This is a genomic window from Bacillus sp. URHA0034, assembly GCF_056280405.1.
This window is the reverse complement of record NZ_JBWCDK010000002.1, coordinates 1054720-1079245: the sequence shown is the minus strand read 5'-3', so window position 1 is coordinate 1079245 and position 24526 is coordinate 1054720. Positions and strand designations below refer to the sequence as shown.

At 35.5% G+C, this 24526-nt stretch carries 20 protein-coding genes, 1 tRNA gene and 2 pseudogenes; 12 read left to right on the top strand and 11 right to left on the bottom strand.

All coding sequences use genetic code 11. The annotated features are described in order from the left end of the window. Window positions 1-427: 427 nt before the first annotated feature. Entirely contained in the window at window positions 428-1822 is a 1395-nt protein-coding gene (locus ACZ9EE_RS07245) for a DUF7487 domain-containing protein (RefSeq protein WP_476025970.1), read from the bottom strand. A gap of 280 nt (window positions 1823-2102) precedes the next feature. On the opposite strand from ACZ9EE_RS07245, the gene ACZ9EE_RS07240 reads away from it, so the two are divergent. From ACZ9EE_RS07240 to ACZ9EE_RS07225, 4 genes are all read left to right on the top strand, one after another. After that, window positions 2103-2717: a recombinase family protein gene (locus ACZ9EE_RS07240; protein ID WP_476025969.1), complete on the top strand. Its 615-nt coding sequence runs from the start codon at window positions 2103-2105 to the stop codon at window positions 2715-2717. 497 nt (window positions 2718-3214) lie between these two features. After that, the gene (locus ACZ9EE_RS07235) at window positions 3215-3679 is read left to right on the top strand and encodes a hypothetical protein (RefSeq protein ID WP_476025968.1); all 465 of its coding nucleotides are present in this window, start codon (window positions 3215-3217) and stop codon (window positions 3677-3679) included. 380 nt (window positions 3680-4059) lie between these two features. After that, entirely contained in the window at window positions 4060-4947 is an 888-nt protein-coding gene (locus tag ACZ9EE_RS07230; protein ID WP_476025967.1) for an HNH endonuclease, read from the top strand. Window positions 4948-5404: 457 nt separating this feature from the next. Beyond that, window positions 5405-5716, top strand: coding sequence for a hypothetical protein (locus ACZ9EE_RS07225; protein ID WP_476025966.1), 312 nt, complete (start codon window positions 5405-5407; stop codon window positions 5714-5716). 395 nt (window positions 5717-6111) lie between these two features. On the opposite strand, the pseudogene ACZ9EE_RS07220 reads toward ACZ9EE_RS07225, so the two are convergent. Next, a pseudogene (locus ACZ9EE_RS07220) lies at window positions 6112-7346 on the bottom strand (IS110 family RNA-guided transposase). 329 nt (window positions 7347-7675) lie between these two features. Further along, window positions 7676-7825: a hypothetical protein gene (locus tag ACZ9EE_RS07215; RefSeq protein ID WP_476025965.1), complete on the bottom strand. Its 150-nt coding sequence runs from the start codon at window positions 7823-7825 to the stop codon at window positions 7676-7678. A 324-nt stretch (window positions 7826-8149) separates the two neighbouring features. On the opposite strand from ACZ9EE_RS07215, the gene ACZ9EE_RS07210 reads away from it, so the two are divergent. Both ACZ9EE_RS07210 and ACZ9EE_RS07205 read left to right on the top strand, forming a co-directional pair. Next, window positions 8150-8509, top strand: a complete 360-nt coding sequence (locus tag ACZ9EE_RS07210; protein ID WP_476025964.1) for a hypothetical protein — start codon at window positions 8150-8152, stop codon at window positions 8507-8509. A gap of 620 nt (window positions 8510-9129) precedes the next feature. Next, entirely contained in the window at window positions 9130-10107 is a 978-nt protein-coding gene (locus ACZ9EE_RS07205) for a hypothetical protein (protein ID WP_476025963.1), read from the top strand. Here ACZ9EE_RS07205 and ACZ9EE_RS07200 read toward each other — a convergent pair. Beyond that, window positions 10091-10237, bottom strand: a complete 147-nt coding sequence (locus ACZ9EE_RS07200; protein WP_476025962.1) for a hypothetical protein — start codon at window positions 10235-10237, stop codon at window positions 10091-10093. The two genes, ACZ9EE_RS07205 and ACZ9EE_RS07200, sit on opposite strands and share 17 nt — an antisense overlap. A gap of 205 nt (window positions 10238-10442) precedes the next feature. Between ACZ9EE_RS07200 and ACZ9EE_RS07195 the strand changes: the two genes are divergently transcribed. The 4 genes from ACZ9EE_RS07195 to ACZ9EE_RS07180 all read left to right on the top strand — a co-directional run bounded on the left by ACZ9EE_RS07195 (window position 10443) and on the right by ACZ9EE_RS07180 (window position 15864). After that, window positions 10443-10781 (top strand): nucleotide pyrophosphohydrolase, encoded by a 339-nt coding sequence (locus ACZ9EE_RS07195; RefSeq protein ID WP_476025961.1) that lies wholly within the window; start codon window positions 10443-10445, stop codon window positions 10779-10781. Window positions 10782-10784: 3 nt separating this feature from the next. Continuing rightward, window positions 10785-12530 (top strand): DNA/RNA helicase domain-containing protein, encoded by a 1746-nt coding sequence (locus ACZ9EE_RS07190; protein WP_476025960.1) that lies wholly within the window; start codon window positions 10785-10787, stop codon window positions 12528-12530. A gap of 528 nt (window positions 12531-13058) precedes the next feature. Then, the gene (locus ACZ9EE_RS07185; protein WP_476025959.1) at window positions 13059-13760 is read left to right on the top strand and encodes a toxin regulator; all 702 of its coding nucleotides are present in this window, start codon (window positions 13059-13061) and stop codon (window positions 13758-13760) included. A 913-nt stretch (window positions 13761-14673) separates the two neighbouring features. Continuing rightward, window positions 14674-15864: a hypothetical protein gene (locus tag ACZ9EE_RS07180; RefSeq protein WP_476025958.1), complete on the top strand. Its 1191-nt coding sequence runs from the start codon at window positions 14674-14676 to the stop codon at window positions 15862-15864. Between the two features lie 324 nt (window positions 15865-16188). Here the strand turns inward: ACZ9EE_RS07180 and ACZ9EE_RS07175 are convergent, their stop codons facing one another. Both ACZ9EE_RS07175 and ACZ9EE_RS07170 read right to left on the bottom strand, forming a co-directional pair. Continuing rightward, window positions 16189-19857: an NACHT domain-containing protein gene (locus ACZ9EE_RS07175; RefSeq protein WP_476025957.1), complete on the bottom strand. Its 3669-nt coding sequence runs from the start codon at window positions 19855-19857 to the stop codon at window positions 16189-16191. 116 nt (window positions 19858-19973) lie between these two features. Continuing rightward, window positions 19974-20246 carry a hypothetical protein gene (locus ACZ9EE_RS07170; protein WP_476025956.1) on the bottom strand — a complete coding sequence of 91 codons (273 nt, stop codon included), beginning with the start codon at window positions 20244-20246 and terminating at the stop codon, window positions 19974-19976. Between the two features lie 200 nt (window positions 20247-20446). Here ACZ9EE_RS07170 and ACZ9EE_RS07165 point away from each other — a divergent pair, with 200 nt between their 5' ends. Then, window positions 20447-20701 (top strand): hypothetical protein, encoded by a 255-nt coding sequence (locus ACZ9EE_RS07165; protein ID WP_476025955.1) that lies wholly within the window; start codon window positions 20447-20449, stop codon window positions 20699-20701. Window positions 20702-20898: 197 nt separating this feature from the next. After that, window positions 20899-21723 carry an ATP-dependent DNA ligase gene (locus tag ACZ9EE_RS07160; protein WP_476025954.1) on the top strand — a complete coding sequence of 275 codons (825 nt, stop codon included), beginning with the start codon at window positions 20899-20901 and terminating at the stop codon, window positions 21721-21723. Window positions 21724-21763: 40 nt separating this feature from the next. On the opposite strand, the gene ACZ9EE_RS07155 is transcribed toward ACZ9EE_RS07160, so the two are convergent. From ACZ9EE_RS07155 to ACZ9EE_RS07135, 5 genes and pseudogenes are all read right to left on the bottom strand, one after another. After that, entirely contained in the window at window positions 21764-22399 is a 636-nt protein-coding gene (locus tag ACZ9EE_RS07155; protein WP_476025953.1) for a tyrosine-type recombinase/integrase, read from the bottom strand. Window positions 22400-22453: 54 nt separating this feature from the next. Next, window positions 22454-22639 (bottom strand): annotated as a pseudogene (locus ACZ9EE_RS07150) (tyrosine-type recombinase/integrase); the annotation flags it as partial. A 14-nt stretch (window positions 22640-22653) separates the two neighbouring features. Next, a complete protein-coding gene (locus tag ACZ9EE_RS07145; protein ID WP_476025952.1) occupies window positions 22654-22797 on the bottom strand; it encodes a hypothetical protein in 144 nt (47 codons plus the stop codon). A gap of 174 nt (window positions 22798-22971) precedes the next feature. Continuing rightward, window positions 22972-23045: transfer RNA gene (locus ACZ9EE_RS07140), tRNA-Arg, on the bottom strand. Between the two features lie 204 nt (window positions 23046-23249). Beyond that, entirely contained in the window at window positions 23250-23990 is a 741-nt protein-coding gene (locus ACZ9EE_RS07135) for a YwaF family protein (protein ID WP_476025951.1), read from the bottom strand. Between the last annotated feature and the right edge of the window lie 536 nt (window positions 23991-24526).

Genomic DNA, 24526 nt, shown 5'->3' with positions numbered 1-24526 from the left:
CCTTCTCCTGACGGCTCAGTAATGTAACCAAAGCCTATCAGCTTCAGTAACATTAAAATTATAAACGTTATGTTTATTAGAAGACTGCTAAGCAGGTTTCAACTGAGCGTCAGCGAAGTTTATTACGTTCTCAAGATTAAACGATCATACGTAAACACGACCAAACGGAATTTCGTTACATGCTTCAATACCTATGTTACCGTAAAAGATGGATCATTAACGTTTGGAGTATGATTATTAGGTATATAACACGGTTTAGATCATAATCCACTTGATGTAGCTTGACCGAAAATGGCGTTCCTGGAAACCTCGGGGGTCTAACGATCAACTGTTCAAAAACGTTGATATTCCAGCGATTGGAAGGTATTATATTGTTTATTGTAAAGTAAAAACACTTGACAGTATGACATGAGTGGTTATTCGGAATTTATATTCTTCTTAATACACCTAAATCTAATTTATTTTCAAATTCCTTACCACGAATTATACTTTCATCTAATTCTATAGCAATCCAATTAAGTCCTTGTTGTAAGTATTCTTTTGCTTGGAAAATTAAGGAAACAATGGTTTCGTCAGACGGAAGTAAATCATTTTTACTATTAATCTCGATCAACTTCCAACCAGCTGCTTTCAAGGTTTTATAACGTTTAATAGTCTTCGCTACAAATGCTTCTCTTGTTAATGCCCCGACTTTAACTCCGTAATCATGTCCACCTCCGTTGTATTCCACATAAATCTTTTCATTGATAAAGGCAATATCTAACGGATACCCACTTACGGGATGGTTTAACTCGCCTCCTATTAATTGATTGATATATAACTGTTGACTGCTAGTAGGAATACTTCCGTTTTTCAACATCGACTCTATTACCTTTTGTTTTACAACATCGTTCTGCATTGGATTATCGGTCCCATATCTTTCGTTATTCGTTTGTTTAGACATTTCTCTAAACTCTTCTGTTTGCATCCAATATTCCACCCCATATTTTTCAATGTTAGTTTGTCTTACCTTTTCCATAAGTGTTTCCGATTGACCGGAATATTGGACACCGTGACGTTCCTCCATGGTATGCAAGGCTTTTTGACGAAATTCCTCCACTTGGAAGGGCGTATCTACGCCATGTTTCTCACGAAATGCTTGCTTTCTTTTTTCTTGGATCTCTTCCAGCATTAAGGGATTCTCAACGCCATACTTTTCAATGTTGTTTTGAGCAATCTTTTCCCTTGTTCCTGGATGCTGCAATGGAAAGTCTACCCCAAGCTTTTCTTGGAATCCATCTTTCAGTTTCTGAAGTATTTCCTCATTTTGATAAGGGAACTCAACACCATGCCGTTCTAAATTCGTTTGTTTCATTTTTTCAAAGATCTCTGGGTTCTGGACTGGATGTGGAACCCCATACTTAATTAACATAGTTTCCAGGGATTTCTTCTTAATATCCTCGCTTAAAAGAGGATATTTGGTCCCGTATTTTTCTATGTTTGTTTTATTAATTTTTTCTTGAACGTCTTGAAGCGATAATGTAGACAACGTTCCATATACTTTCATGTTATGTTCCTGGCCTTTTTTGATTTTGCAATCTTCACAAGCATTTTTTTTAATCATACCCTGCATTGCTTTGTAATAGACTTTAAACGGTCTGGGTTTAACTTTTGGGCAATAATCACATTTTACCTTTACTTCAACGTCTGACCCGTGAGGAAGGTGCTCTGCACTAATTTCAAACTCTTCCCCATATGCAGTAAATACATAGCCCAAGGATTCAAAATATTTTCGTTTTGTACGATACCATTTAATTGTGATACGTTGTGGAAGTACTAACATTTGATCTCCTCCTTAAAATTGAACATTTTCATGTTTCTCATTTTGAAAGACTATTATTCTAGACACATTATGTGTACCAAAAAAAATATTTAATCTCCGAAAAAGTATACAAATACGAACACTTTTGAAACAGCTGTCAAACTCGCATTCTTCCGTTTTTACCCTTGTTCGTAAAAGTCTAAAAGTGAATTTACGAATATTCGTTTATACTATATACATTTACGAACACATTCGATATACTAAAGGAAAATATATACAGGTATCGAGGGGTGAACGTAAAATGGAGAATAGGAAATTTGGATACATTCGTGTAAGTAGTAGGGATCAGAACGAGGCACGTCAGCTGCAGTCAATGAAAGAAGTCGGTATTATCGATAGGGACATATTTGTCGATAAGCAAAGTGGAAAAGATTTCAAACGTGAACAGTATCAATCACTAAAGCACCATTTACGTGCGGGAGACGTTCTATATATTCACTCGTTAGATCGTTTTGGCCGTAATAAGGAGGAAATTTTAAACGAATGGACTGATATTACAAAGAATATTAAAGCCGATATTGTTGTTTTAGATATGCCCTTATTGGATACATCGAAATACCAGGATAGCCTTGGGACGTTTATATCTGATCTGGTGTTGCAGATTCTTTCGTGGCTAGCAGAGGAGGAAAGAGAGCGGATCAGAAAGCGTCAAAGAGAAGGTATCGATGCTGCAATTCAAAATGGTACACAGTTCGGTAGACCAAAAGCAGAGATAACAGATGTTTTCAAAAAGGTATATAAAGAGTGGAAAGCAGAACGGATCACTGCCACTGAAGCGATGAGAAGAGCGGAAATGAAACGCACAACGTTCTATAAGTTGGTAAAAGAATATGAAGATAAACAGGCGAGCCTATAGATGGTTCGCTTTTTATTTTGTTCTGATAATCAACGTAAGGGGTGCTACCGTATCTTGAATTGATGCAGTATGTATATCGCAATGTGCCTAGTGTAGCGTAAACATGTACGTCAAATCTCGAGGCATCAGATGATCCGAACGCCCCATTTCTATAACATCGATTAGTCTGTATAGCCAAATTCGTTTTTAAAATTTTTTTCAGTTCTATAAGCCTCATGGGCATTGTTTAACGTGAGTGTAGTTTTACCCGGTTAAAGGAAATTGGGAGCTCAACTTATATTTAAACGCTTCTAATGATTTTCTTGCTGGCAAAATTCCCGTGGACTCATTGTATAAAATAGCGGCGAACTATCTGGTTACTTTTGGTAAAGGTGATAATCGCTACCTCGATTTATTTTTCAGTTAATCTTCCAGTGAAATTCAGTTTTTATTTTTATTGACAATAAAAGGAAAAGAGGGATAATTTAATAGAAAGGTAAATAAGGGAGAGATACATAATGAGGGAAATAATTATTAAGTGGTTTGTTCAAACAGCTTGGCCTGTCATTAGGAGTCTACTAGGAAAGTACGCTAAAGAGCTCCTTGAATTTTTATTTGCAAGATTTGCAACGTTTATTATGGAATGGATTCTAGGAATGGCTAGGGAAAAGGAGAAAAAGGCAGAAGAAAGCTACGAAAAGGCTGAGGCCGCTTTCGATCCTGAAGAAAAGAAAAAGCACACATATGAAGCAGAATTTTATAAAAAAGAAGCTGAATCATATGCTGAAAAGCTTAAAGAGATGGAAGAAAAACTTGATAAATTAAAGAAGCAAACTGAATCTGAAGTTGCTGCCAAAACAGAAAAACTTAATGCCGAGGATCTTTTTGATACCAAAAGTAAAACAAATCAGTTATCACTTACAAAAAATAATATTTTATATATTAATGATGGAAATGACAAGCAAAATGAAGGAAACAGTTGACAACTCTTGAACTCACGGGTGCTTTACAAAAGCATGGATCGTCACATAGGCGGTCTTTTTATTTTGTCACAATCAAAATTTCCAACAGAAAATCTTTTAGAAGTATCGAGATGTTGGAGGAATAGTGCAAATGAATAGGATGTTATATAACACCGTTAAACATGTTGTAACCAAAAGAGGGGACGCATGAATAATGGATAAAAAACGAATGAGCAAGGTATCACAGACATTGCCACCATGCCATTTCTGATGTGCCTGGTGTAACGCAAACATGTACGTGAAATCTCGAAACTTTAACTCAGGTAAATACGTATATATACTAATAGATGATACAATCTTTTACAGTGATACATAACTTAAGTGAAAATGGAGGAACAAATATGAGAGGCTACATAGGGATAACCTCAAGAGATTGGTTTACATATTTATCTGAGATTGATGGCATTAACGAAATCAATTTTTGGAGGAAAAACACAAATAATTTTAATTCATTACATGAAGGAGAGCCTTTCTTCTTTCTAGTAAAAAATGATAGACGTGTAAGAGGAGAAAGGGCTGTATTAGGTTATGCTGCATATGTAAGATATGAGGTTTTAACGGTAGAGGAAGCGTGGGATAAATACCGTAATGGTAACGGTGATGAAGATAAGCAAAGTTTTGATAGTCGAATGAGTGAAATGTTTGGTGCAGATTCCCATACAGGAGAGATAGGCTGCATTATCTTAACAGACTTTAAAGTGTTTGATAATCCAATTAATTTAAGCAATACCAACGTTAAATTTGCGAATAGTACTATGTCTGGAATGGGAATAACGGAGCAAGAGGTAGCTTCGATTTTAGAATATGGCTACACAAATCTGGACAACACGTTTAAAAAATTAAATGAATTAGATGCTATCGGTTGTACGGAAGATGACGAAGGATTTCCAGAAGGTAAAGTTAAGTTAAAACAGCATTTGGCACGAGAAAGAAATCCTAAAGTCATCAAACTAGCAAAGGAACGTTTTTTGCAATTACACGGAAAATTATTCTGTCAGGCTTGTGGTTTCGATTTTAAGGAGCATTATGGCGAAGTTGGCGAGGGCTACATCGAGGGACATCATACAAAGCCTATTTCAGAAATGGACGAAACAAAGCAAACAATGGTTGAAGATATTGCTCTTGTATGTTCAAACTGTCACCGAATGTTACATCGTAAAAGACCTTGGCTTACGATGGATCAACTAACAAATTTATTAAATGGTGTAAAAGAGCAGGCGAGCCGATAGTTGGTTCGCTTTTTTATTTTATATGGGGGCTACCCTATTACAAAATTGCCCCCCATGTCATATTGCACGATGCCTGGCGAAACGCACACATGGAAACAAAACCCCGAATCCTCAACGACCAAGTACGCAAGAGCAACCCCAGAAAATGTGTTTATTAACTCCAGTTAACTCCATAACTTGTCCCTTTCAAATCCATTACTTTTTGCATTTACTATATTGATTGAAAAATTATAAATTTCGAAAGGATGTGTTTTTTATAGCGACTTTACGTACGGGACCTTTTCTCATTCCTATCTTTACTCATCATCCACCTAATCCCTGCAATATTGTAATTGTGAAGCTCAGTAACCAGACAAATCGGACGCTAACTGCCACGGTACGAATCGACCAAGTTATTTGGCCTCTAGGTCCGGTTTATCCTCCGTCTCCTTTAGCAGTGCTGTTTCCTCCGAACCCTATGACCTTGCCTCCAAACACGGCTGGGGGGTTTGCTGTACCTGTGTTCACTCCCATTCCGATCGCAGACAGTGCTGTCACAGCAGCAGGCGACCCACGTGCTTTGATCGTAACGGTAAGCGGAGATGTAGAAAAATCAGGAGACGAAATTCTAGTCAGCGTCACAGGCGGATTCTCGTCTGATGGTAGTTCACTGGATGTCTCAGAACCGACAATGTTCTGCCGACATGAAGACTTCGTAGTCGTTCATCACGAGCACCACCATCACCATCATCATCCACTTAAACAGGACTATAATGAAAGCAGCAGCTAACATTTGAATCAGCACGATAGACCGTTTCTAGCGTTTATAGCGGTCTTTCTTTTTGGACGAGGGGGCTACCCTATCATGAACAAAGCCCTGATGCAAAATCGAACTATGCCTGGTGTAACGTACATTTAGGGGCAAATTTCGAAACCTTGGCGAGTTGGAAAGGAGAGATGCCTCTGTTTCCGTAAAATCAGTCGGCTGAAATATCCAAATCCATCAAAAAAATTTTTTCAGAATCGGAAATATCGGGGGGATGTTAAACTAAACCAGCTAATAGTTTGTCAATATTTTTCAATAAAAAATAAAATTTAGCCATGATATACTAAAAATATGCATGCAAATAACCTTCCACTAACTGATGATTGGAAGGTTTTGTCTTATTTAACTGAAAATCTTAATTAGGCTATATCCTGGAAAGTAGTTCTGTTTTTTAATATGGCATAAATCCAATGTAAGAGCTTATTTACACAAGCAATAACGGCGACTTTATAAAGTTTGCCTTCCTCACGCTTCTTATCGTAAAACGCTCTTAATCTCTTGTTTCTTGGGATAATTTCATCAGTTGTTTTCTGTTTACGACAATCACGAATCCCAGAGCGAACAGCCATATATAAGGCGTGCCGTAACCTGCTTGATCCACGTTTTGTAATACGAACGAGAGTAGCTTTAAATTTACCTGATTCAAATACCTCTGGATCCACTCCAGCGAATGCGACAAGCTTTTTTGGGTGATTAAACCGATCTATCTCTCCAATTTCAGAAATTATCGTTGCAGCGATTTTTTCACCGATACCAGGGATAGATTGGATAATCTTATATTCTTCAATTTCCTTTGCGAGAGTATCTATCTCAGCCTCCAACTCTGATAGATGCTCTTTGTATTGAAGAAGCATATTAATATACATACTAAGACTCAGTAAATGACTATGATATAGTGTCTTTTGAAACGGATTCTTTGTTGCTGCTTTCTTAAGTTGTTGAGCTTTTTCTTTTGCCCATCTTATTGAACGACTTTTACATAATTCCTTGATTTTATTAGTTAATATTACTTCACTAACAGCTAAAATATCTTCAGATGCTGGGTATGCTTGCAGAGTAAGCAACGACACAACAGAATATAAGTCCCCAAAAACACCTTGATATTCAGGGAATATTTGATCTAGAACAGCTTGAAATTGCAGTTTAGTTTGAACATACATCCCCGTTATATTCTCATGTTGCCTTGTGAGATTACGAAGGTTTAAGAGTAGAATTCCACGTTTTTTGTACGGCTCTAAATCCTCTTTATAGTAAAGCTCACAAAGACGATAGGCATCGATGGCATCCGTTTTAACTTTTCGTAAACTAGCACTTTTGGCTCTGTGAGAGATCAATGGATTTACGATGATTAATAAATATTGATGTTGCTCTAGAAACTGAACAACTGGTGTATGGTAATGTCCTGTAGCTTCTAAAACTACTGGAGGTTGAATACCAGCTTTATCTTTTATACTTTCCAGAAACTCAAGTAATGACCTAGCCCATCAAGATCATGGTTGATACTAAAGCTTTTACCGTAAGGTTTTCCCTTGTCTAAAAAAGCCTGAACTTCACTTTTTCCTTTTGATATATCCAGACTAACGACTGGATTCATTCTAAATCTCCTCCTAAAAATTGAACTTGCCAGTAACCCCTAATTCCTCCTAGTAGTATCATAGCTTCGCTTGTTATACGAGATCTCAGTCCCAACCAGCCTCAAACATGTTTCTACCAGTAGGGGGCGAACGGTTTACTTGACGGGATCAAAGTCCCACGGGCAGGGACGTTCTACCCTGGCTACTGTTATAATAAAACCATATAAAAAATGGTCAACCAGAAATATTTAGCATTCTGGCTAACCTTATAATACGAACGGGCAGGTTACTCGAAGAAGAACTTGTTTATTAACTTCGTATTTGACCCATATAGCGACATAATTGAAAACTAAAAATCCATATCATCATGCATAATAGCGTCATTTAATAAAATTATATCTATTAAAATCATTTCCCTAAAAGTTTCGTTGTTACATTTATAAATATCATCAATTAGTCGACCGATTTCTTTCGATAAAAGAAGTTTTATTTCGCTCATTGGTGTATTCCTCTCTTTATAATTTCAAATATTTATTTATTCCATTATATGTTGAAAGGTCGAAAATTTAGACTTGCTAAGTTAATTATTTTGTTCGCTATTCGAGCAGAAGACGCAGTAATAGCAATGTTCTTGTTCCACTAACGGGCAGTTTAGTTTTAGAAGGAACGGGAATATAAATGGAAAATATTCTAAATGTTATTTTTCGGGAATATGGGGTTTCCCACTTTAAGTGAGGGCTTGTCATAATTGGATATCACATCGAATAATTTTTAGTAATTGAAGTAATCAAAATTACCTAAGGTCTGACGAGGAGTGTTAATTATGGAGCGTCAACTAACTATTGAGGGAACTTTAAAAGGCTATGATACTTTAAAAAAAGCTGTTTTTTACTATGCTTATGATCAAGAGGAGAATATCCTTCATTTGCGGGATAGAGATGACCATGAAGGGGTTGGCTTGATTAATTCAATCAATTCCGCTTTGCGGGACCGTATTTTAAACCATATTGAAAGTGAAGAAAGTATAGAAATTAACAGGGATACGCTAAGATGCTTTATTTATGATGATAGTGATATTTTGGGCAATGAGGTTGATGAATACATTTTCTCATTGGAAGGTACTGGGGAAAACCCGTTTCGCAGTATTAAACGTAAAGAGTCGAGTTTGCGTTATTGGTATTAACTGCCTGATTTTGATATCCATAAAGTAAATGCATTGGTAAGAAGTAGGGCTTTCCCTACTTCTTTTTTTGTTCCGTATCTTTTGAAGGTATTTTTCTAATAATCATATTTCTTCTTTTTGAAGGATGATCATTGTACTTTATATCGACGATCAAATGAGATTGTGAAAAATTACACTTAAATATCGTGGCAGTATAACATAGGACAGATTTTTCTGGGGTATACAGAAAATGTATTTAACGGTTTTAAGATGAGAGGATGTTAAAAAAGTTTATGAGGAAAATGGAGGATACTCTAATATTTAACCTTGTTGTAATTTGCCTATTCTTTTTTGTGTTGATATGGTTGTTGGTTATTCATTCCCCTATAGAAATTGCTTCTATAATAAAAGGGTTTAATTCCAGCCTGCAATGGTCAAAGAAATTGTTTGGACTGTATGCAATATATCTTATTGAACTTTTTATCATTACACTATTTTGGACCATAGTTCTCTCAAGTCTAAATAAAGTTGTAAATTCTATTTATACGGAGTTAACAGTACGGTTTATTAGGAAAAAAAGGATACTTATAAAGTTAATACGATTTAATTATGGTTTTAATAAGTTTTATTATTACCTTAGAATGGGAACGATTAGAACTGGGATTTATTGGGATAATCGCAATCTTTTACGCTATCTTACAGCTCCCACATTAACTGAGAGGATAAAATCTTTTTCCCTTTTTCCTTTCTTCTTATTAAAATCTAATGGTTCGATATTAGCAGCTGCATTGACAATTTTTACATTGTATTACTCTTACATACCTGTTGGTATAGAAACAATAAAACACCAATGGTACAATTTATTTATTTTACTTTGGAATAACGTTTTTCCGAAATTATCCTCATTTGTTGTATTTATTTTAATAATTTTTTTATGGTACTTTGTGAGTAGGTATGGTGTTACAAGAAGGGCAATCGCTCAAGCAAATAAAAAGAAATTAGAAGAAGTTGTTCAATTATTTAGGAAACTTGAAAAACCAGTTTTTGATATCGTTGTTAAAGGGTCAAAGAATTTAGATTATGCTTTGGATTGTTATGATTCAATTTATGAGTTTTGGACTTTAAAAAAATTTAACACACTTCCTACAGAGTACCAAAAATTGTTTACAAGTTTAAGAATAGTCGACCATGATGATTATTATTTATTTAATGATATTACAACATTAAATCATTTGATTAAAATTCTAGAAGTAATGAATGATTCGGAGGATAGGATGTTTGCTTTATGGTTTGCAAATTATCGATATGAGTTAAGAGAATTTATAAGTATAACCGAGATGTCAGTTAATGATTTAGAGGATTATGAGAGATTGCTGTTTACAAAAAAAGGGTTTGATAAAATGCCTAATGTAAAATATTATCAACATTTTATGAGTATAGACGAGGAAAGTATAAGAAAAGAGCTTGCTATTAATCGGGAAAGCTTGAATATGAATATTATTGAAGGGTTAGAACTAATATACGCCTATTATAGATATATTAAAGCAATTCATAAAATACTTCATATGAATTCAGACAAAATAGGAAGGGTAATTAGACAATTTACTGGTAAGGAATAAATAAAAAACTGATTAAACAATGTAATTTATTCTGTTTTACAAGAGGAGAGTGTGAACCATTGTACTTAAAGTACTTATGTTCAGGCTGATGATCGCTGTGGCGGTCATTTTTTTCTTGTTGAACTACCATGGAAGAAATGTTTAAAATTCCTTCCTTTGTGGTGAAGCTGTGCTTCATGGAGGGCTAACGGGCAGGATAGTTGAAGAAGGAAGGTTCGTAACATAAACTAAATATGTACATAAATTTGGAAGGATTGCTAGAAAAGAAACCTATATCTGGTTCAATAATCCAGAGAAAAGGAAACATATTCTGGAAGGTATGAAAGGAAATTAATATGAGTGAATCAATGCAGCGGATTAATCAATTTAGAGATGAGCGCAACTGGCGGCAATTTCATAATGAAAAAGATCTGGCCATTTCCATCTCTTTAGAAGCAAATGAATTATTGGAATTATTTCAATGGAAAACACCAGAGGAATCCAAGGAAAATCCTGAGCGACTCAAAGAAGAACTGGCAGATGTGCTGATTTACTCTTATATGATGGCCGATAATCTAGGATTTGATATTGATGAAATCATCGCTGAAAAATTGATTAAAAATGCCCGAAAATATCCAGTTCCCAAAAGCTTTGGTCAAAAAAAGAAATATAATGAATTGGATGAGGTGGATTAAGCAGTGGCTAAGTACAACTGTATAACATTGAAAGTGAAAAATGGAGAATTGGAAGGTTTCAATAAACTTCGCCATCCTGAACAAAGTATTCTCAGAAATGGCAATGTCGTTTATATCTACAAAGGAACGAAATCGAAAAAGATTTACATTGGACAAACGAAACACTTTACTGAGCGGAATAAGCAGCATTACAATGGTCAAGAGGAAAAATTTAATATAGCAGATTTCGAACAAGTAATTATTCTTATTTCATCCTATTTCAACGGTTCAGCCTTAGATGATGTCGAAAGCAAGCTGATAACCTACTTTTTGGCCGACAATCCAAAATCTAAAAAGCAGCTGGTTCAATATGATAATGATGAGATTATTAATCGGACCAATGGCAACAGCGTCAATGACTACCGAGACCGAGAAAAGGTTGCTTCAGAAGTCATTTTGCCTTTTTGGGATAAAGAGCTATACCCTAATGGATGGGTAAGCACACCGACTTTAGAGGAGTTGCGCAATGGAGCACTGGTCAAATATAGCCCTATCAAAGAATTAACAATCCAGCAAATGGACTTTCTTAAGGAGATTGAATCGAATCCTGATAAAAGCTTTGTGATTAATGGCGATGCAGGGACTGGCAAAACCGTATTGCTGACTCATTTGGTAGCTAAGCTGTTGAAAGAAAACCCTAATCAGCGAATAGCAGTCGTTTTGCAGCCTAATTGGATTAAAACGGCAAAGGATATCTTTAGAGTATATGGAATGAACAACAGTAACCTAACACTTGCTACCTCGACACAGCTGATTAATGCCGATGAAAATTATGATGTTGTAATTGTTGACGAATCTCATAAGCTTTCTAGAAGATTTTCCAAGCAAATGGCATCTTTCAACAAAGTGTATAAGGCAAGATTTGCCCAGGATGAGAACCACTTGGATGCTTTAAAAAAATTAGGCCGTCAAATCGTATTAATGTATGACGTATTGCAAGCTATTCGCCCTGCCAATATGACACGTGCGCAATTCAATGAAGCAACCCAAGACTTTGAAAAGAGATACTTAACAACGCAATTTAGAATCCAAGCTTCAGCAGGAAAGAACTATACATCAGAAGATTTCGTAAATGGCATAAAATATCTTTTGTATAAGGATACAGGTCTATTAGAACAAACGAATTTTAACCCGGATTTTAACAGAGCCGTGTTTCATGATTCTGATGCGGATGCTTATTTTGGATATTTCGAAACAGAACCTTTAAAGAATTTGATTGACTGGGTAGAAGAAGATAGAAATTTCAATCCTGAACATATAAACCGTGTGCTAGGTGGATTAGTTGAACCTTGGAAGCAGGCTGATGGCAAAGACCCGTCAATCACTCATTGGCATGAAGGAAATATCAAACGAAGATGGAATTCCACTCAAGAAAATTGGATTTATTCAGAGGATGCTGATGCTGAGGACCAAATTGGCTCCGTCTTTGCAGTTCAGGGAATCGATTTGAATAAAGTCGGCGTTTTAGTCGGCAATGATCTTCAAGTAGACGCAAAGGGCCGGTTATTCGGCAATCCAGAGAATTTTCATAATGTAAACGGGAAGTTCTCCAAAAACGATGAAAGCCCGGAAAATGCACAAGAGTTTACCTTATTTGTGTTGAATATTTACTATATTCTGATGACTAGAGGAATTGACGGGATTCGGCTGGGATTCTGGAAAAATGATGCATTTAAAAAGTATATGAAGGAAATATTGGAGATTAAATAAGTACCTGAAACGGGGTATGTAACTAACCCTGATATATATTTCAAATTATTGAATGAAAAGGGGGTTTTACTTCATAAATACGAGTAAAGCTTTTTCTTATTCAAGTAACGGCATTACTTTAAAAACGATGATCGTCAAAAATGGCGGTCATTTTTTTGTGTGCAACTTAGATTGGGTTTCAAACGTTTGGTAAACCGAGAAGAGGAACTAAGAAGAATGGATCAATGGGGTAAAACGGGTACCATATCACGAACAATCCATTGATGCCATATCGAACTATGCCTAGTGTAACGAACATATTATGGGGAAATTTCAAAACCTTGGCGAGTTGGAGAGTGAACTAGCAAAATCGTTCGAAAAATTTTAAACGGAATCAGAAATCTCGGGGTGTTTTAAAATTAACGTGGCGGGTTAGTTTAGATCAAAGTACTTTTTTCCTAGAAAATACTTATTATTAGTCCTTTTTTTCTATTAATTTGGTAAAATTAAACTGTTGTCTAATACAAATATATTAGGGGGACTTACAAAATGAAGGTTTCAGGATTTTTAAAAAAGAGATGGAGGTATGTGCTAACTGCATTGATTGCATTGATAATTGGAGCATCCGGCGGTCCTTCACAGGAGCAACTAGATAGTGCGAATGCAAAAGTGGTCAAATTAAAGACAGAACTTTCAACTAAAACTGAAACAGTAGCAGGTTTAGAAACGAAAAACAAAGATCTACAATCGAAAGTAGATGAAGCAGCTCCATTTTTTAAATTGAAAGATGAAGAGCGGAAGCAAAAGGAGGCAGAAGCAAAAGCTGTAGAAGAAAAACGTTTAGCATCAGAAAAGGCAAAGCAAGAGGTGGAAACGAAAGCTAAAGCCGATGCAGAAGCCAAAGCAAAAGCTGCCGAAGAAGCGAAAGCAAAGCTAGGCTACAATACAGGAATTACATACGATCAGTTAGCAAGAACACCTGATAAATATACTGCTGAAAAAGTGAAATTCCGTGGTAAAGTGGTTCAAGTCATTGAAGGTGATGGTGAAACTCAAATTAGACTAGCTGTAAATGATAATTACGATACTATTCTATTTGGAGCATTTGATGCTTCCACTGTTTCATCCAGAGTTTTAGAGGATGATATGATTACTATTTATGGAACATCGACTGGTTTAATCAGTTACGATTCTACGATTGGAGGGAAGATATCTATTCCTGGTATCGCTATTGATAAGATAGATCAGTAATATATAAAAACCTTATAATAAAAATAAACAATCTTTACGTTTTATTGGTAAAAAGGAGATGCAAGGGGTTGGAGAAAGAGTGAAAGATTCAACCCTTTTAAGCTAACTGTGTGCTTTAGTTTAATAAACGATGATCGTCTAAATGGCGGTCATTTTTTATGTTCCCTAGACAAAACATTCGATAATGTAGACAAACTGTTCGGTAAACAAAATATAGAAGTATGAGTATGGATCAATAGATTAATCGGGGGAACCGTATTAAAATGATGGGGAAGGTGTTGAGCTGTCATGTGCCTGATGATGGACGCTATGGACGTGGAGTCAGGAACCATGACGAATTACAACGGCTGATTTTAATCGATTCAATTAAGGGTATGACTATGACTAATAAATTTAGCAAGAAGGCCGTGCTAAAATCCTTGAGAAAACCAGTCTTATCAAGGGTTAGAGGCGTATAGGTCTTAAGAGAAAGTATATGACGTAATAACCTTCGCCTATCGGCTCGGTGATGTAATCAAAGCTTATCAGCTTCAGTAACATCCATAGATATTCACGGTAAGATTAAAGTTTTGAAACTTCAAGGGTATGTTATTTGGAAATATAGTTGTTAGGACAGGGGGTACCCTATCACGAACAAAGGGGGCATTTCATATCGCAATATGCCTGGTGTAACGCACGCATGAAAGTCGAATCTCGAAACCTAACGTGTTGGAAGGGGAAGGTGCACTCGTTTCTGGAAAGCCATCCCGCACAAATAGCCAAAGGGATCCACAAAATGTTTTTCAAAATCAGAAATCTAGGGGTTTGTTTAAATAATCAAACACGTTAGTTACATTGCATCAGATTACTATTTTTGTTGGATAATAAGGCAAAATTAAATATTAAACCTACTATGTTGGTGAGGATTATAAAAATGGAAGAAAAAATTATTAAATATATAAAAGAGAACAATCCGGGCCAATGGAGAAGTTTTGAAATGGCGACGAGGGATTTTTCGAATATAAAAAAACATGAAGATGAGAAAGAGGAAAGTTCATACTATACCGAGTGGAATGTTGAAAAGCTTTTGGGTATAAAGTTTCCCTTAAATTATATGGTTTTTATTACCTTAGTTTATTTAAAGGGAATTCCTTATGAATATCGTCCGATGGAAAAAATTCTCTGGATAATTCCTTTTAATTTTAAAGACTATAATTGTTTCTTTAGGGTTAGTAAACGTGGTTTTAGCTTAACGCTTTTAACCAAGGATAAAACGGTAGCACAAGAGTTATTAAGAAGATTAAATAGTTCTGTTAAGATAGCCGATAGGCTATGGGCTCCCTTAATTGAGGCAATGGTTAACGAGGGGAAAGTTACTTTGGAAAATCAGTCATCTTTAATCTTGAGGAGATATAGATACTTTCGTGACAATGCAGAAGAATTGTTTACACGAGCAGAACCAAGAAAGAAAAGAACGATAGACCCATTATCTGAATTTTTACGTATAAGAAATGCTGAGGGGAAGTACTTAATTGAAGGTTCTTATAATGCCCAGGCCATGATAGATGCTTATTTTAGTTATCAAGAGCATTTAATGGTGCTATTACTGCCTTTTTGTGGGTGCTATATGGAGAATGAAAAGCTTTCAGATTTTATTTCTAAAGACTGGTCAGAAAAATTCAATATAATATTTAACCCTTCGGAAAATAGAGATTTAGCAAACCATTTTCGTATGTTAAAGTTAATTAAAGAAAGTTTTCGTAACAAATCTGCTCATGGAGAGTTTGAGAAGAATAATGGATCCTTTTATGTGCATTTTGGAATTCTAGGGGCAATACCAGTACAAATGTCTAAATTTGATAAAAAAGTCGATTATTCATTTCTTTCAATTTCTGATATGAATTTTGAATATATTTGTAAAGTCATAGATGAGTTTGAGGGATATCTTAATACTTCTAATCAGTGGAAAAGACCCAGAAAAATTATTTTATCCGGACTAGACATAAGCTATGATGAGTTAACTATTAAAGAATATCAAAAAGCGGTGGAGTCTGATGAAAGGTTAGATGAGTTTATTTCTTATAGTTTGGAGTTGGATGACAGATTAGAAAATATGGAATGGTAATTTCTTTAACTCAAAAGGCAGTACCAAAAGTACCGCTATCTCAAGTTCACAATTCGTTGATCTATGGTAAAGATAGTTGGATTAAGAGCCAGCAAGGACCATTCAGTAAGGTTTTAATTCTTTGTTTAAACTTTAATATGATGATCGTCTAAATGGCGGTCATTTTTTATGATAAAAAGATAAAGTTATGTTGTCAACCTATTCTTAAACGAAGAAGAAACGGAAGTATAATAGCTTATAAACGTGAGGATGCCACCGGTTCACCAGACCAAAGGGTTAATTAAATAAAAAAGCCTATGGCTCACACCATAGACTTTAACCTTATTAATTGGATTTTCCCGCTTTTGATAAAGTAAAAATTCTTTTTGTTTTTGTATTAAATTCGTGTGTTGCTACATTTTTAGCTTTTAATAATTTCAGTCCGTAGCGGATTTCATCATCGTCCAATCCCATAACACCTGAAACATCGGCATCTTCCCACTTATAAATGGTACTCTTTTCCACAGTATGCGGTTGGCCAGTTGATAAGTCTAACCCTACCAATTGCCCTTCAATAGTTAGTACATGAAAACAATCTCCTACAAGTTTTATATCAACAATATAATCACTTTCAAAGCGATAATGCCATATAAATTCTGATTCTTTGCTTAGTGCGATTACAATTTCACCATCTTTTATATCAAATGGTAATTCTGGAACATTCGGTAATAAAGGAAAAGAATCGTTGTAGTAAATATTAAGTTTCTTTTCTTTCTCTGCATCTAATTGGGTAATCCAACCCTTCCACCTAAGGACTGTTGTATTAATCATGTTACAATTTTTTAGAGATGCCCCTCTCATAGTTACAAATTCTAAGTTACAATTTGATAGATTAGCATTTTCAAAACAAGTATCACTAAAATCTACTTCAGATGCATTTTCAACATCTGGTATGTGCATTCCAGATAGGTCCGTATTTGAGAGGTCTTCGCCCTTTAAAGCATCTTTTTGTAACGATAGTAGTAACATTGCTGCATTGCTTCCTAAATAACCACATTCTGCTTTATTTTTTCCTTTAGTAAATTGGATTAATTCTAAAAGAACTTTTTTAGATTCTTCCTTATTTATCATATTTACCATTAGATCTATAACTGCTTTTGTAAGGATTGTTTTTCCAAATCCATTTAATAATACATCAATACTTTCAATATTAAATGTTTGCAGTGGGGGAATAAGTTTAATTTGCCTATCAACTGTCTCTCTTTGGAAATATTCTGACCATCTATAATTGACTGGCGGTTGGTTAACATCAATAAAAGAAGATTCTCGAGCGCAATCATAAAAATCATCTTCTAAAAGTCCGAGTTGTGCAATAAATTTGTAAGCTACAAAGAACTCTAACAAAGAACGATGTGCAGGCGTGTAATCACCATCAGAATTTCGGATAAGTAGAGTTTGCCCCATCATATCATAATGCCAATGGTCTAAATCCTTTTGTTCCTGAACCACTGGACCAAATAATTTCCTAATACGTTCAGGGAACATTTTATAATTAAGACTCATTTGATCTTTACTTAGCATTTCCCAAGATAACTCAGACATAAAGTATAGTTTATCCGCTAATGAAGTAAAGGTTCTTTCTGCTTTAATATCTCGATTCAGCTTTCTTTCAATTGCATAAAGATATACCCTGGATAAATCAATTGATTTTCCATCCTCAATATCCGGTAATGCTTCTAAAACAAACTCAGTCATTACTGGTCTAGAAACTAGATCAAGCAGTTCTTTGTTATCCATTATCTTGTCAACAATACTTTTATTAGTCTTTTTTGATAACACCTGTCTAATTTGTTCTTCATCAAATCTTTGTAACTGAAGTACCTCAAATTGCGGGGGTTCCCCAGTTAAAGCAGAAGTAGAAGCTTTGAGCTCAGCATTTAACAGGCTTCTTCCCTCCATTGCGTCCGGGAAATGTTCTGTTCGGCAAGTAAGAATAATTTTAGCTGAAGGGACAGCTGTTTTCGCTAATTCCCAGAAATTATTAATCATTTTTTGTCTATCTACCTTTGACGCCATCTCATCGAATCCATCAAATATCAATATGAATTTTCCCATTCTATTTAAAACTTGAAAAGCCTGGTAATGAGGAAGGGGGACTTGATGTTTTCTAAAAAAGAACTCTGAAAATAGTGATTCGACAGAAACTGCTTTTGCATAATCTCTTAAAGAAATAACTAAAGGTATACGTGGGCGGCTAATACCTCTATTCTTTGCAGTACGATATCTTTCTAGCATTTGACTTGCATAATGCATGGTTAACCAGGTCTTACCTGTACCAAACTCTCCCAAAATAGAAATATGTTTTTTAGCAGGATCATCAAGCCAACGGTCAATATATCCTTCAATCCATCCATTTTCTTTATTGTATAAACTTTCCCCAATTTTTTCTTTAGAATTAGGATCAAATTCCTCTTTGATACATGCTAATGGGACATAGTTTGTATTTATTTTTCTCTGATTTATTTCATTTTCAAGCCAATCTAAATATCCAGAGAAATCGGCATGTTCGTCTAACAATTCATCAAAAGTAAAACATAAGATTTTAGAATATTCTCGCTGGGTAACCATTTTTTTAGCAATTTGACTCACCCGACGAGAAGAAACTAACCATCCTTCATCTTTGTTTTCCAAACTGTCGTTTAGATTTCTAACATGACTGGCTTCAATTTCGCCAATAATTCCACGAACAAGTATCCTATCGTATCCTCTTCGTTTTGGTACGTTTATTATCCAGTCGAAATACTCTTTTTCTTCGATTTCGATACTTTCAATTCGATATCCAATTGCTTCAAACCATACTCTCATTTGATTTGAGAAAAAGTCAATTTCAGTTCCAGATGGTAACTCTTTGTTACTAGAAGCTTGTAACCTCTTAACTTGCTCTTTTAGTTTTTTAATTTCATCTTCTGAAAGATTTGCTTGATTTATTTCAGCAGTCATTTCCCTATGTTGTCTAACTAACCACATCATAATATCCTCGGTAACTTGGCTAGGTAGTTGTAAGGCTTTTTCAAAAAATATGCTGGTAACGCCTTTATTTATATTGAATATTTCTTTTTCTAAAAAGTTTTCCAATTCTACATCTCTTGATATTCCTTTATCACGAACGTAGATAAAACATGGTTTTCGTAATGTTCTCGCAAAATGATATTCATCCACCACTTGTTGACTATATTTTTCCCCAAATAATCCTATATAGATATCGCAGTCATTCAACTCTAATTTGTATTTTTCATCTTTACTTATCGGCATGGCACCATTATCGTCATTAAATACTTGTACCTCAGTGCCCCGTTCTTTTAAGTTACTAATTAAAAGCTCATTAATATCCCTAAATTCTGAAGCCAAAGAGCTAATGTAAACCTTGAGTTTATCACTGGTTGTGATTGGTGAAAACTGTCTGTGTGAAAAATTAGTGATATTTTTAATTTCTTCCCAAATTCTGTCCAATGTATCCAATGGTTTTAACGATGCTAAAATTTCAGTTACATTATTATGTAAATCATTTTGGATTTTTGAAAGCATATGATCTCTTTGGACATCTGCAGGTGTACGTGTTTTAGCTACAATTGTACTAAAGACAGCTGAAAAAGCTGCAAACTCCTTTCGAGGATCTACATCTATTTTTTTAAATTCTCCACCAAGGTCATGCCATTCGAGAAATTCTTGACTTTCCTGCAAAAAGTAGGAAGGATTTGCCTCAATAAAGGCTTTTTGAAATGTTTCTTTTACTATTGTATTACGAAAAAATTCAAGGATTATTTTAGGGTGACCTACTCCAAACTCTACAAGTGTATAAGCATATACAGAATCAAAATCAGCGGGGGGATGAGTAGGGTCAAGTTTAAGTTGCTTTAGTATACTAATAACAATTTCATTTCTTTCAGCACGCCTTTTAATCGGTCCAGCTGAAGCACGTAAAATTAGACTAATTATTTTACTTGTTTCTAGCATCTTCTTCACTCCAAAGGTGGTGTATTTAATACATTAGTAGGATACCATTGGTAATTTTTGCTGTCTATACCTTTTTTATGTAGAATTAATGATAGAAAAGCACTGCATGAGGTGTTTTATTGGTTCCTGCTATGTCTAGTTCGTAACATATACCCTGATTTAACCAATTTATGGAGTTCATCGGATCCCTTACGGTTTATTACAGATGTTACGTATACCTTGTCAATATTCAATTTTTTTTTTACCTTTTCGATGCTATTCGTAATTGCGTATTCCTTAATTATTGTTCGATCCAACGTATCTGCTTCGTAAGATTCTACTAAATCGACATAATGCTGCACTCGTTTAATTTCGGCCTTTGCTCTATCGAAGGTAATTAATTTTGTCATCATACACCTCCTCTCTTTACGGAAGAATTTGATAAATGGACGTATATCCCTTTCGACAAATTGGTGAACACAAAACACTTATAATATTGACTAAAAGATTGATGTTCCTTTGATATTTTATTAGGTTAAAAAATTTGTATTTTTTGTAACATTATGTATATATTTTAAATGGAAATATGGAATAAAAGGAGATGTCTACTATGGAACAAGAGTTTTACGTTTTAAAACACGGAAATGATTATGTACGTTATAATACATTAGGAGAGGGCTCAATTCATTTGACCAGTGATTTATTTCAGGCTAATACTTTTAAAACTAAACAAAGAGCTCAGGAGGTATTTCAAACTCTCTTTACTAATATAGGGGATTATATGTTAGATGAGGCAATTAGTCCTTCAAATGTATATATTGCAAAAATAACAATACAAATAACTAATGAAGAACGTGTTTCTTAAGCAATAAGAAATTGGTATTTCAATTCAGGCGAGTCATAATGGCTCGCTTTTCTATATTTTAAGAAATAGAAAAAAATGATTTTATAGTGGTGGCTGGTCCTTATCACGTTTATTTATGAGGAAAGAATAAGTATGCACCATTAGTTTCCATTAATTTTACAGTTCATATCTGATAGGATAGTAGGCGAGGTGTTTATATGTTTATTTCGCCAATGCTATTGCATAAAGCGGATCAACCGTTCGATTCCGATGATTACATTACAGAACTAAAACTTGACGGCATTCGTTTAATATATTCTGTCGATGAGGCAGGAAAAGCACGTTTGTATTCACGACACAATAACGAAATCACATCGAAATTCCCCGAAATTCACAATTTCAACATTCCGCCAGGTACCGTGCTTGATGGTGAACTAATTGTTAGTGATAAATATGGCAAGCCTGACTTTGAAGCCGTAATGAGTCGTTTTATGAGTTCTAAGGATAAAACACCGATAATCTTCGTCGCTTTTGACGTGATCCAGCACAAAGGTAAACGTATCACAAACTTACCGTTACTTAAACGTAAAGAAGTACTTACAGAGATAGTGCCGGAGGATAATACGATGATTGCTAAGACGCAGTTCATTGAGGGGCATGGTGAAGCGTATTTCGACGCTATTAAGGAGCAAGCCCTCGAAGGTATCGTATTAAAACGTAAGGACTCACGTTATGAAGTCGGTAAACGTTCAAATTCATGGCTGAAGGTAATTAACTATCAATACTTAGATGTATATGTCGTTGGCTATCGTAAGCAGCCTAAGGAGAGCGGATTACTGTTAACATACGATGATGGCCGTTACGCTGGCGTTATGGAACTTGGTATACCTGCATTGGTTCGAACGCAAGTTTATGGAAAGCCGGTAATTCGTGAAGAAAATGACTTTGCGTTTATTGAGCCTGTAAAGTGTCGTGTCAAATATCGTAACTTAACGAAGGCAGGCTTATTACGTCTTCCAAGTTTTGTTGAGTGGATTAAATAATAATAAAAAGTTAAAGCCGCCCAATTTGGACGGCCTTTTTTTATATACGAATACCATTCCTTTTTATAATGTTACGTAATGGGGAAAATTTATTATGCTGCTCACGAATATGTTCATTATCCATTTGAACGTATTTGCGGGTTGTCTGTATGTCCGCATGGTCTAATATCCGTTGTAGCGTAAAAATATCTCCACCATTTAACACATAGTTTCTAGCGAAAGTATGTCGAAACATATGTGGGTGCAGTGTTGTTATGTTTAGCTTTTTCTTCAGCCGATTTAATCTTCTCCTAAAGGCATCTGCAGTAAAGTCTTCACCATAAGCGTTCATGAAAATTTTACAGTCTTCTCCAAAATATTGTTGTGTCTCGTCTAAAAGTTGTCGCAATCTTTTCGCAACCTCACGACTAATAGGAATATCTCGGGACTTTCGATTTTTAGCTATTTGGGAAGATACGGTAATTGATGATTCCTTGAAATTTACTTGATCCGATGTTAAGGATAATGCTTCATTGATTCGAAGACCTGTATCCAGCAACAATAGTATGAGCGTTTTATCACGCCACTGAGCGAACTGTCTGTCATCATAAGAGGCGAGAATAGCATCAATCTGACTGTCGGGTATGCCTGGAACCTCTTCGTGGGCATCATCCCGCACTTGCGCTATATTCTTCATGGGATTAATCGGAATAATACCCTCATTAAAAAGAAAGCGAAACAACGTACTTAGACCACGAATACGAATGTTAATTGTATAAACAGATAATCCCTTTCCACTACGCTTACGTTTAGGATCCTCAGCATAAGGAGTTCTTTCCGTTCTTAGATAATTAATGTAATTACGAATTATGTCTGCAGAAATTTCATCGATATTTGAGATGTCTTTATCTAACCATTGACGAAAATAACGGAAAATCTCGTGATACCCTTTTATTGTTCCTGGTCTGACGCCTTCAGTGTTTTAGCTCGTAAAAAGAGTTGTAATGCTTCCTCAATGGTATATAGGACATCACTAGTCTGTCGGTCCTGTGACGAAGCTTTAGGACCTCTTTCACCGATAAATTTACGTTTCATGGGTTTCTTAATACCTCCTAGAGTTTTACCGAGGCGTCCTACAGCTACAAAAATCTGTCCCACAGTCATAAAAATCACGTCCTACAGACAAAGAAAAAAAAACGCTATGTCACGTAATTGTCCCGTATGATTGAACGGTAACAAATACGATAACATAGCGTATTCTTAAAAGTACGTCCCGAAGAGGATTCGAACCTCCGACCTACAGTTTAGGAAACTGTTGCTCTATCCTGCTGAGCTATCGGGACAAATTGAAAAGAATGTACTTTGTTTCCTTCAAATAACGAATATAACCCGTCCTTATCTTAGAAAGATTAATCAAGAAGCGGCTCGAGCAGTACGCTGTAGCAAAATCACCGAAGCGTACTCAAACGTGCTGAGCTATCGGGACATTTATTAGGAACGTTATTTATTATAATAATTAAATTAGAAAAGGTCAATAAAAAGATCGGTTAAGGCAAAGGGAAGTTCCTCTCCACCTCCGTTTGTCTTGCTGCTTTTTCACGAAATAGGGCCCAAACAATTAAGCTTAATGAAATTAATAAACCTTCCAATGATAAGATATACCACGGGTAGGGGCCGAGAACATCTAACAAGCTCGTGCTGTTTGGTTTGTAGCTTAAGAACATATAATTCCCCCCAACCAATTTATTAATGAGCATAATAATCGGCATCAGGACATTTAAAAAGATAAATAACTTCAAAACTGACCAAATCGTTGGCCGATATCCTTTCACCCAAGTAAAATAGAGTGGAACCAAAATACTCATTAAGTGTGTATAAAAGAAATGAAAAAATCGAAAATGTGGGAAATCATAATTTAGTAACGGAGTAAAAATCGCCTGTGATGCACCCAACAAAGCTGTAAATAACAAAATTTCGTAGATGATCTTCTTTTTAGATAGCAAGAGTATCACTGTTAATATGAGGCTAATACTGCATAGTTCTAGTGGGATCGCATGACTAACATGCCAACTGCCATTGATCAACATCCAAACATGATAGGTTGCTTCTATTATAATTAGCGAAATGGCTGCTCCAATCTCCCAAGGTCTTAAGTTTTTAGGCCTCAGTTTATCTCTGTACAAAAATAAGCATGTTGCACCAATGACTAAAAGGGCAATAACGATAAAATGGCTTACGGAAAACATTTCAAAATCAAAGTTTTTATAGCTTCGGCCAAACCACCCCATACATAATCACCCCTTAATTTGAATCATACCATGTTATGCTTACGGAAATAGTCGAATGTAAGAACCATTTATTCTATTAATTTGGCAAATATTCAACGGGTGCCTGACACCATCAGGATATGATATAATAGTTTGTCGAAGAAAATCGAAAATGTAAAAAGTAAGAGCCAAACAGGTCTTCATGAATTCGTTATGAGGACAAGAAAAGCAAGAAAAGCACCAACTATGTCCGCATGAAGCTATCATGAGGACAAGAAAAGCAGGAAAAGAGCCAACCATGTCCATATGAAGCCGTCATGAGGACAGAAAAAGCAAGAAAAGCACCAACCATATCCGCATGAAGCCGTCATAATGACAGACTAAGCAAGAAAAGCACCAACCATGTCCGCATGAAGCTGTCATGAGGACAAGAAAAGCAAGAAAAGCACCAACCATGTCCGCATGAACACGTCATGAGGACAAGAAAAGCAAGAAAAGCACCAACCATGTCCACATGAAGCCGTCATGAGGACATAAAAAGCAAGAAAAGCATAAAC

Bases quoted from the DNA above. Each gene is read 5' to 3' on its own strand.
- ACZ9EE_RS07160 (WP_476025954.1), top strand. From the start codon at position 20,899: ATGTTTATTTCGCCAATGCTATTGCATAAAGCGGATCAACCGTTCGAT.
- ACZ9EE_RS07230 (WP_476025967.1), top strand. From the start codon at position 4,060: ATGAGAGGCTACATAGGGATAACCTCAAGAGATTGGTTTACATATTTA.
- ACZ9EE_RS07210 (WP_476025964.1), top strand. From the start codon at position 8,150: ATGGAGCGTCAACTAACTATTGAGGGAACTTTAAAAGGCTATGATACT.
- ACZ9EE_RS07180 (WP_476025958.1), top strand. From the start codon at position 14,674: ATGGAAGAAAAAATTATTAAATATATAAAAGAGAACAATCCGGGCCAA.
- ACZ9EE_RS07170 (WP_476025956.1), bottom strand. From the start codon at position 20,246: ATGACAAAATTAATTACCTTCGATAGAGCAAAGGCCGAAATTAAACGA.
- ACZ9EE_RS07195 (WP_476025961.1), top strand. From the start codon at position 10,443: ATGAGTGAATCAATGCAGCGGATTAATCAATTTAGAGATGAGCGCAAC.
- ACZ9EE_RS07235 (WP_476025968.1), top strand. From the start codon at position 3,215: ATGAGGGAAATAATTATTAAGTGGTTTGTTCAAACAGCTTGGCCTGTC.
- ACZ9EE_RS07165 (WP_476025955.1), top strand. From the start codon at position 20,447: ATGGAACAAGAGTTTTACGTTTTAAAACACGGAAATGATTATGTACGT.
- ACZ9EE_RS07225 (WP_476025966.1), top strand. From the start codon at position 5,405: ATGACCTTGCCTCCAAACACGGCTGGGGGGTTTGCTGTACCTGTGTTC.
- ACZ9EE_RS07200 (WP_476025962.1), bottom strand. From the start codon at position 10,237: ATGGTAGTTCAACAAGAAAAAAATGACCGCCACAGCGATCATCAGCCT.
- ACZ9EE_RS07145 (WP_476025952.1), bottom strand. From the start codon at position 22,797: ATGAAACGTAAATTTATCGGTGAAAGAGGTCCTAAAGCTTCGTCACAG.
- ACZ9EE_RS07215 (WP_476025965.1), bottom strand. From the start codon at position 7,825: ATGAGCGAAATAAAACTTCTTTTATCGAAAGAAATCGGTCGACTAATT.
- ACZ9EE_RS07135 (WP_476025951.1), bottom strand. From the start codon at position 23,990: ATGGGGTGGTTTGGCCGAAGCTATAAAAACTTTGATTTTGAAATGTTT.
- ACZ9EE_RS07175 (WP_476025957.1), bottom strand. From the start codon at position 19,857: ATGCTAGAAACAAGTAAAATAATTAGTCTAATTTTACGTGCTTCAGCT.
- ACZ9EE_RS07185 (WP_476025959.1), top strand. From the start codon at position 13,059: ATGAAGGTTTCAGGATTTTTAAAAAAGAGATGGAGGTATGTGCTAACT.
- ACZ9EE_RS07205 (WP_476025963.1), top strand. From the start codon at position 9,130: ATGGGAACGATTAGAACTGGGATTTATTGGGATAATCGCAATCTTTTA.
- ACZ9EE_RS07240 (WP_476025969.1), top strand. From the start codon at position 2,103: ATGGAGAATAGGAAATTTGGATACATTCGTGTAAGTAGTAGGGATCAG.
- ACZ9EE_RS07155 (WP_476025953.1), bottom strand. From the start codon at position 22,399: ATGAAGAATATAGCGCAAGTGCGGGATGATGCCCACGAAGAGGTTCCA.
- ACZ9EE_RS07245 (WP_476025970.1), bottom strand. From the start codon at position 1,822: ATGTTAGTACTTCCACAACGTATCACAATTAAATGGTATCGTACAAAA.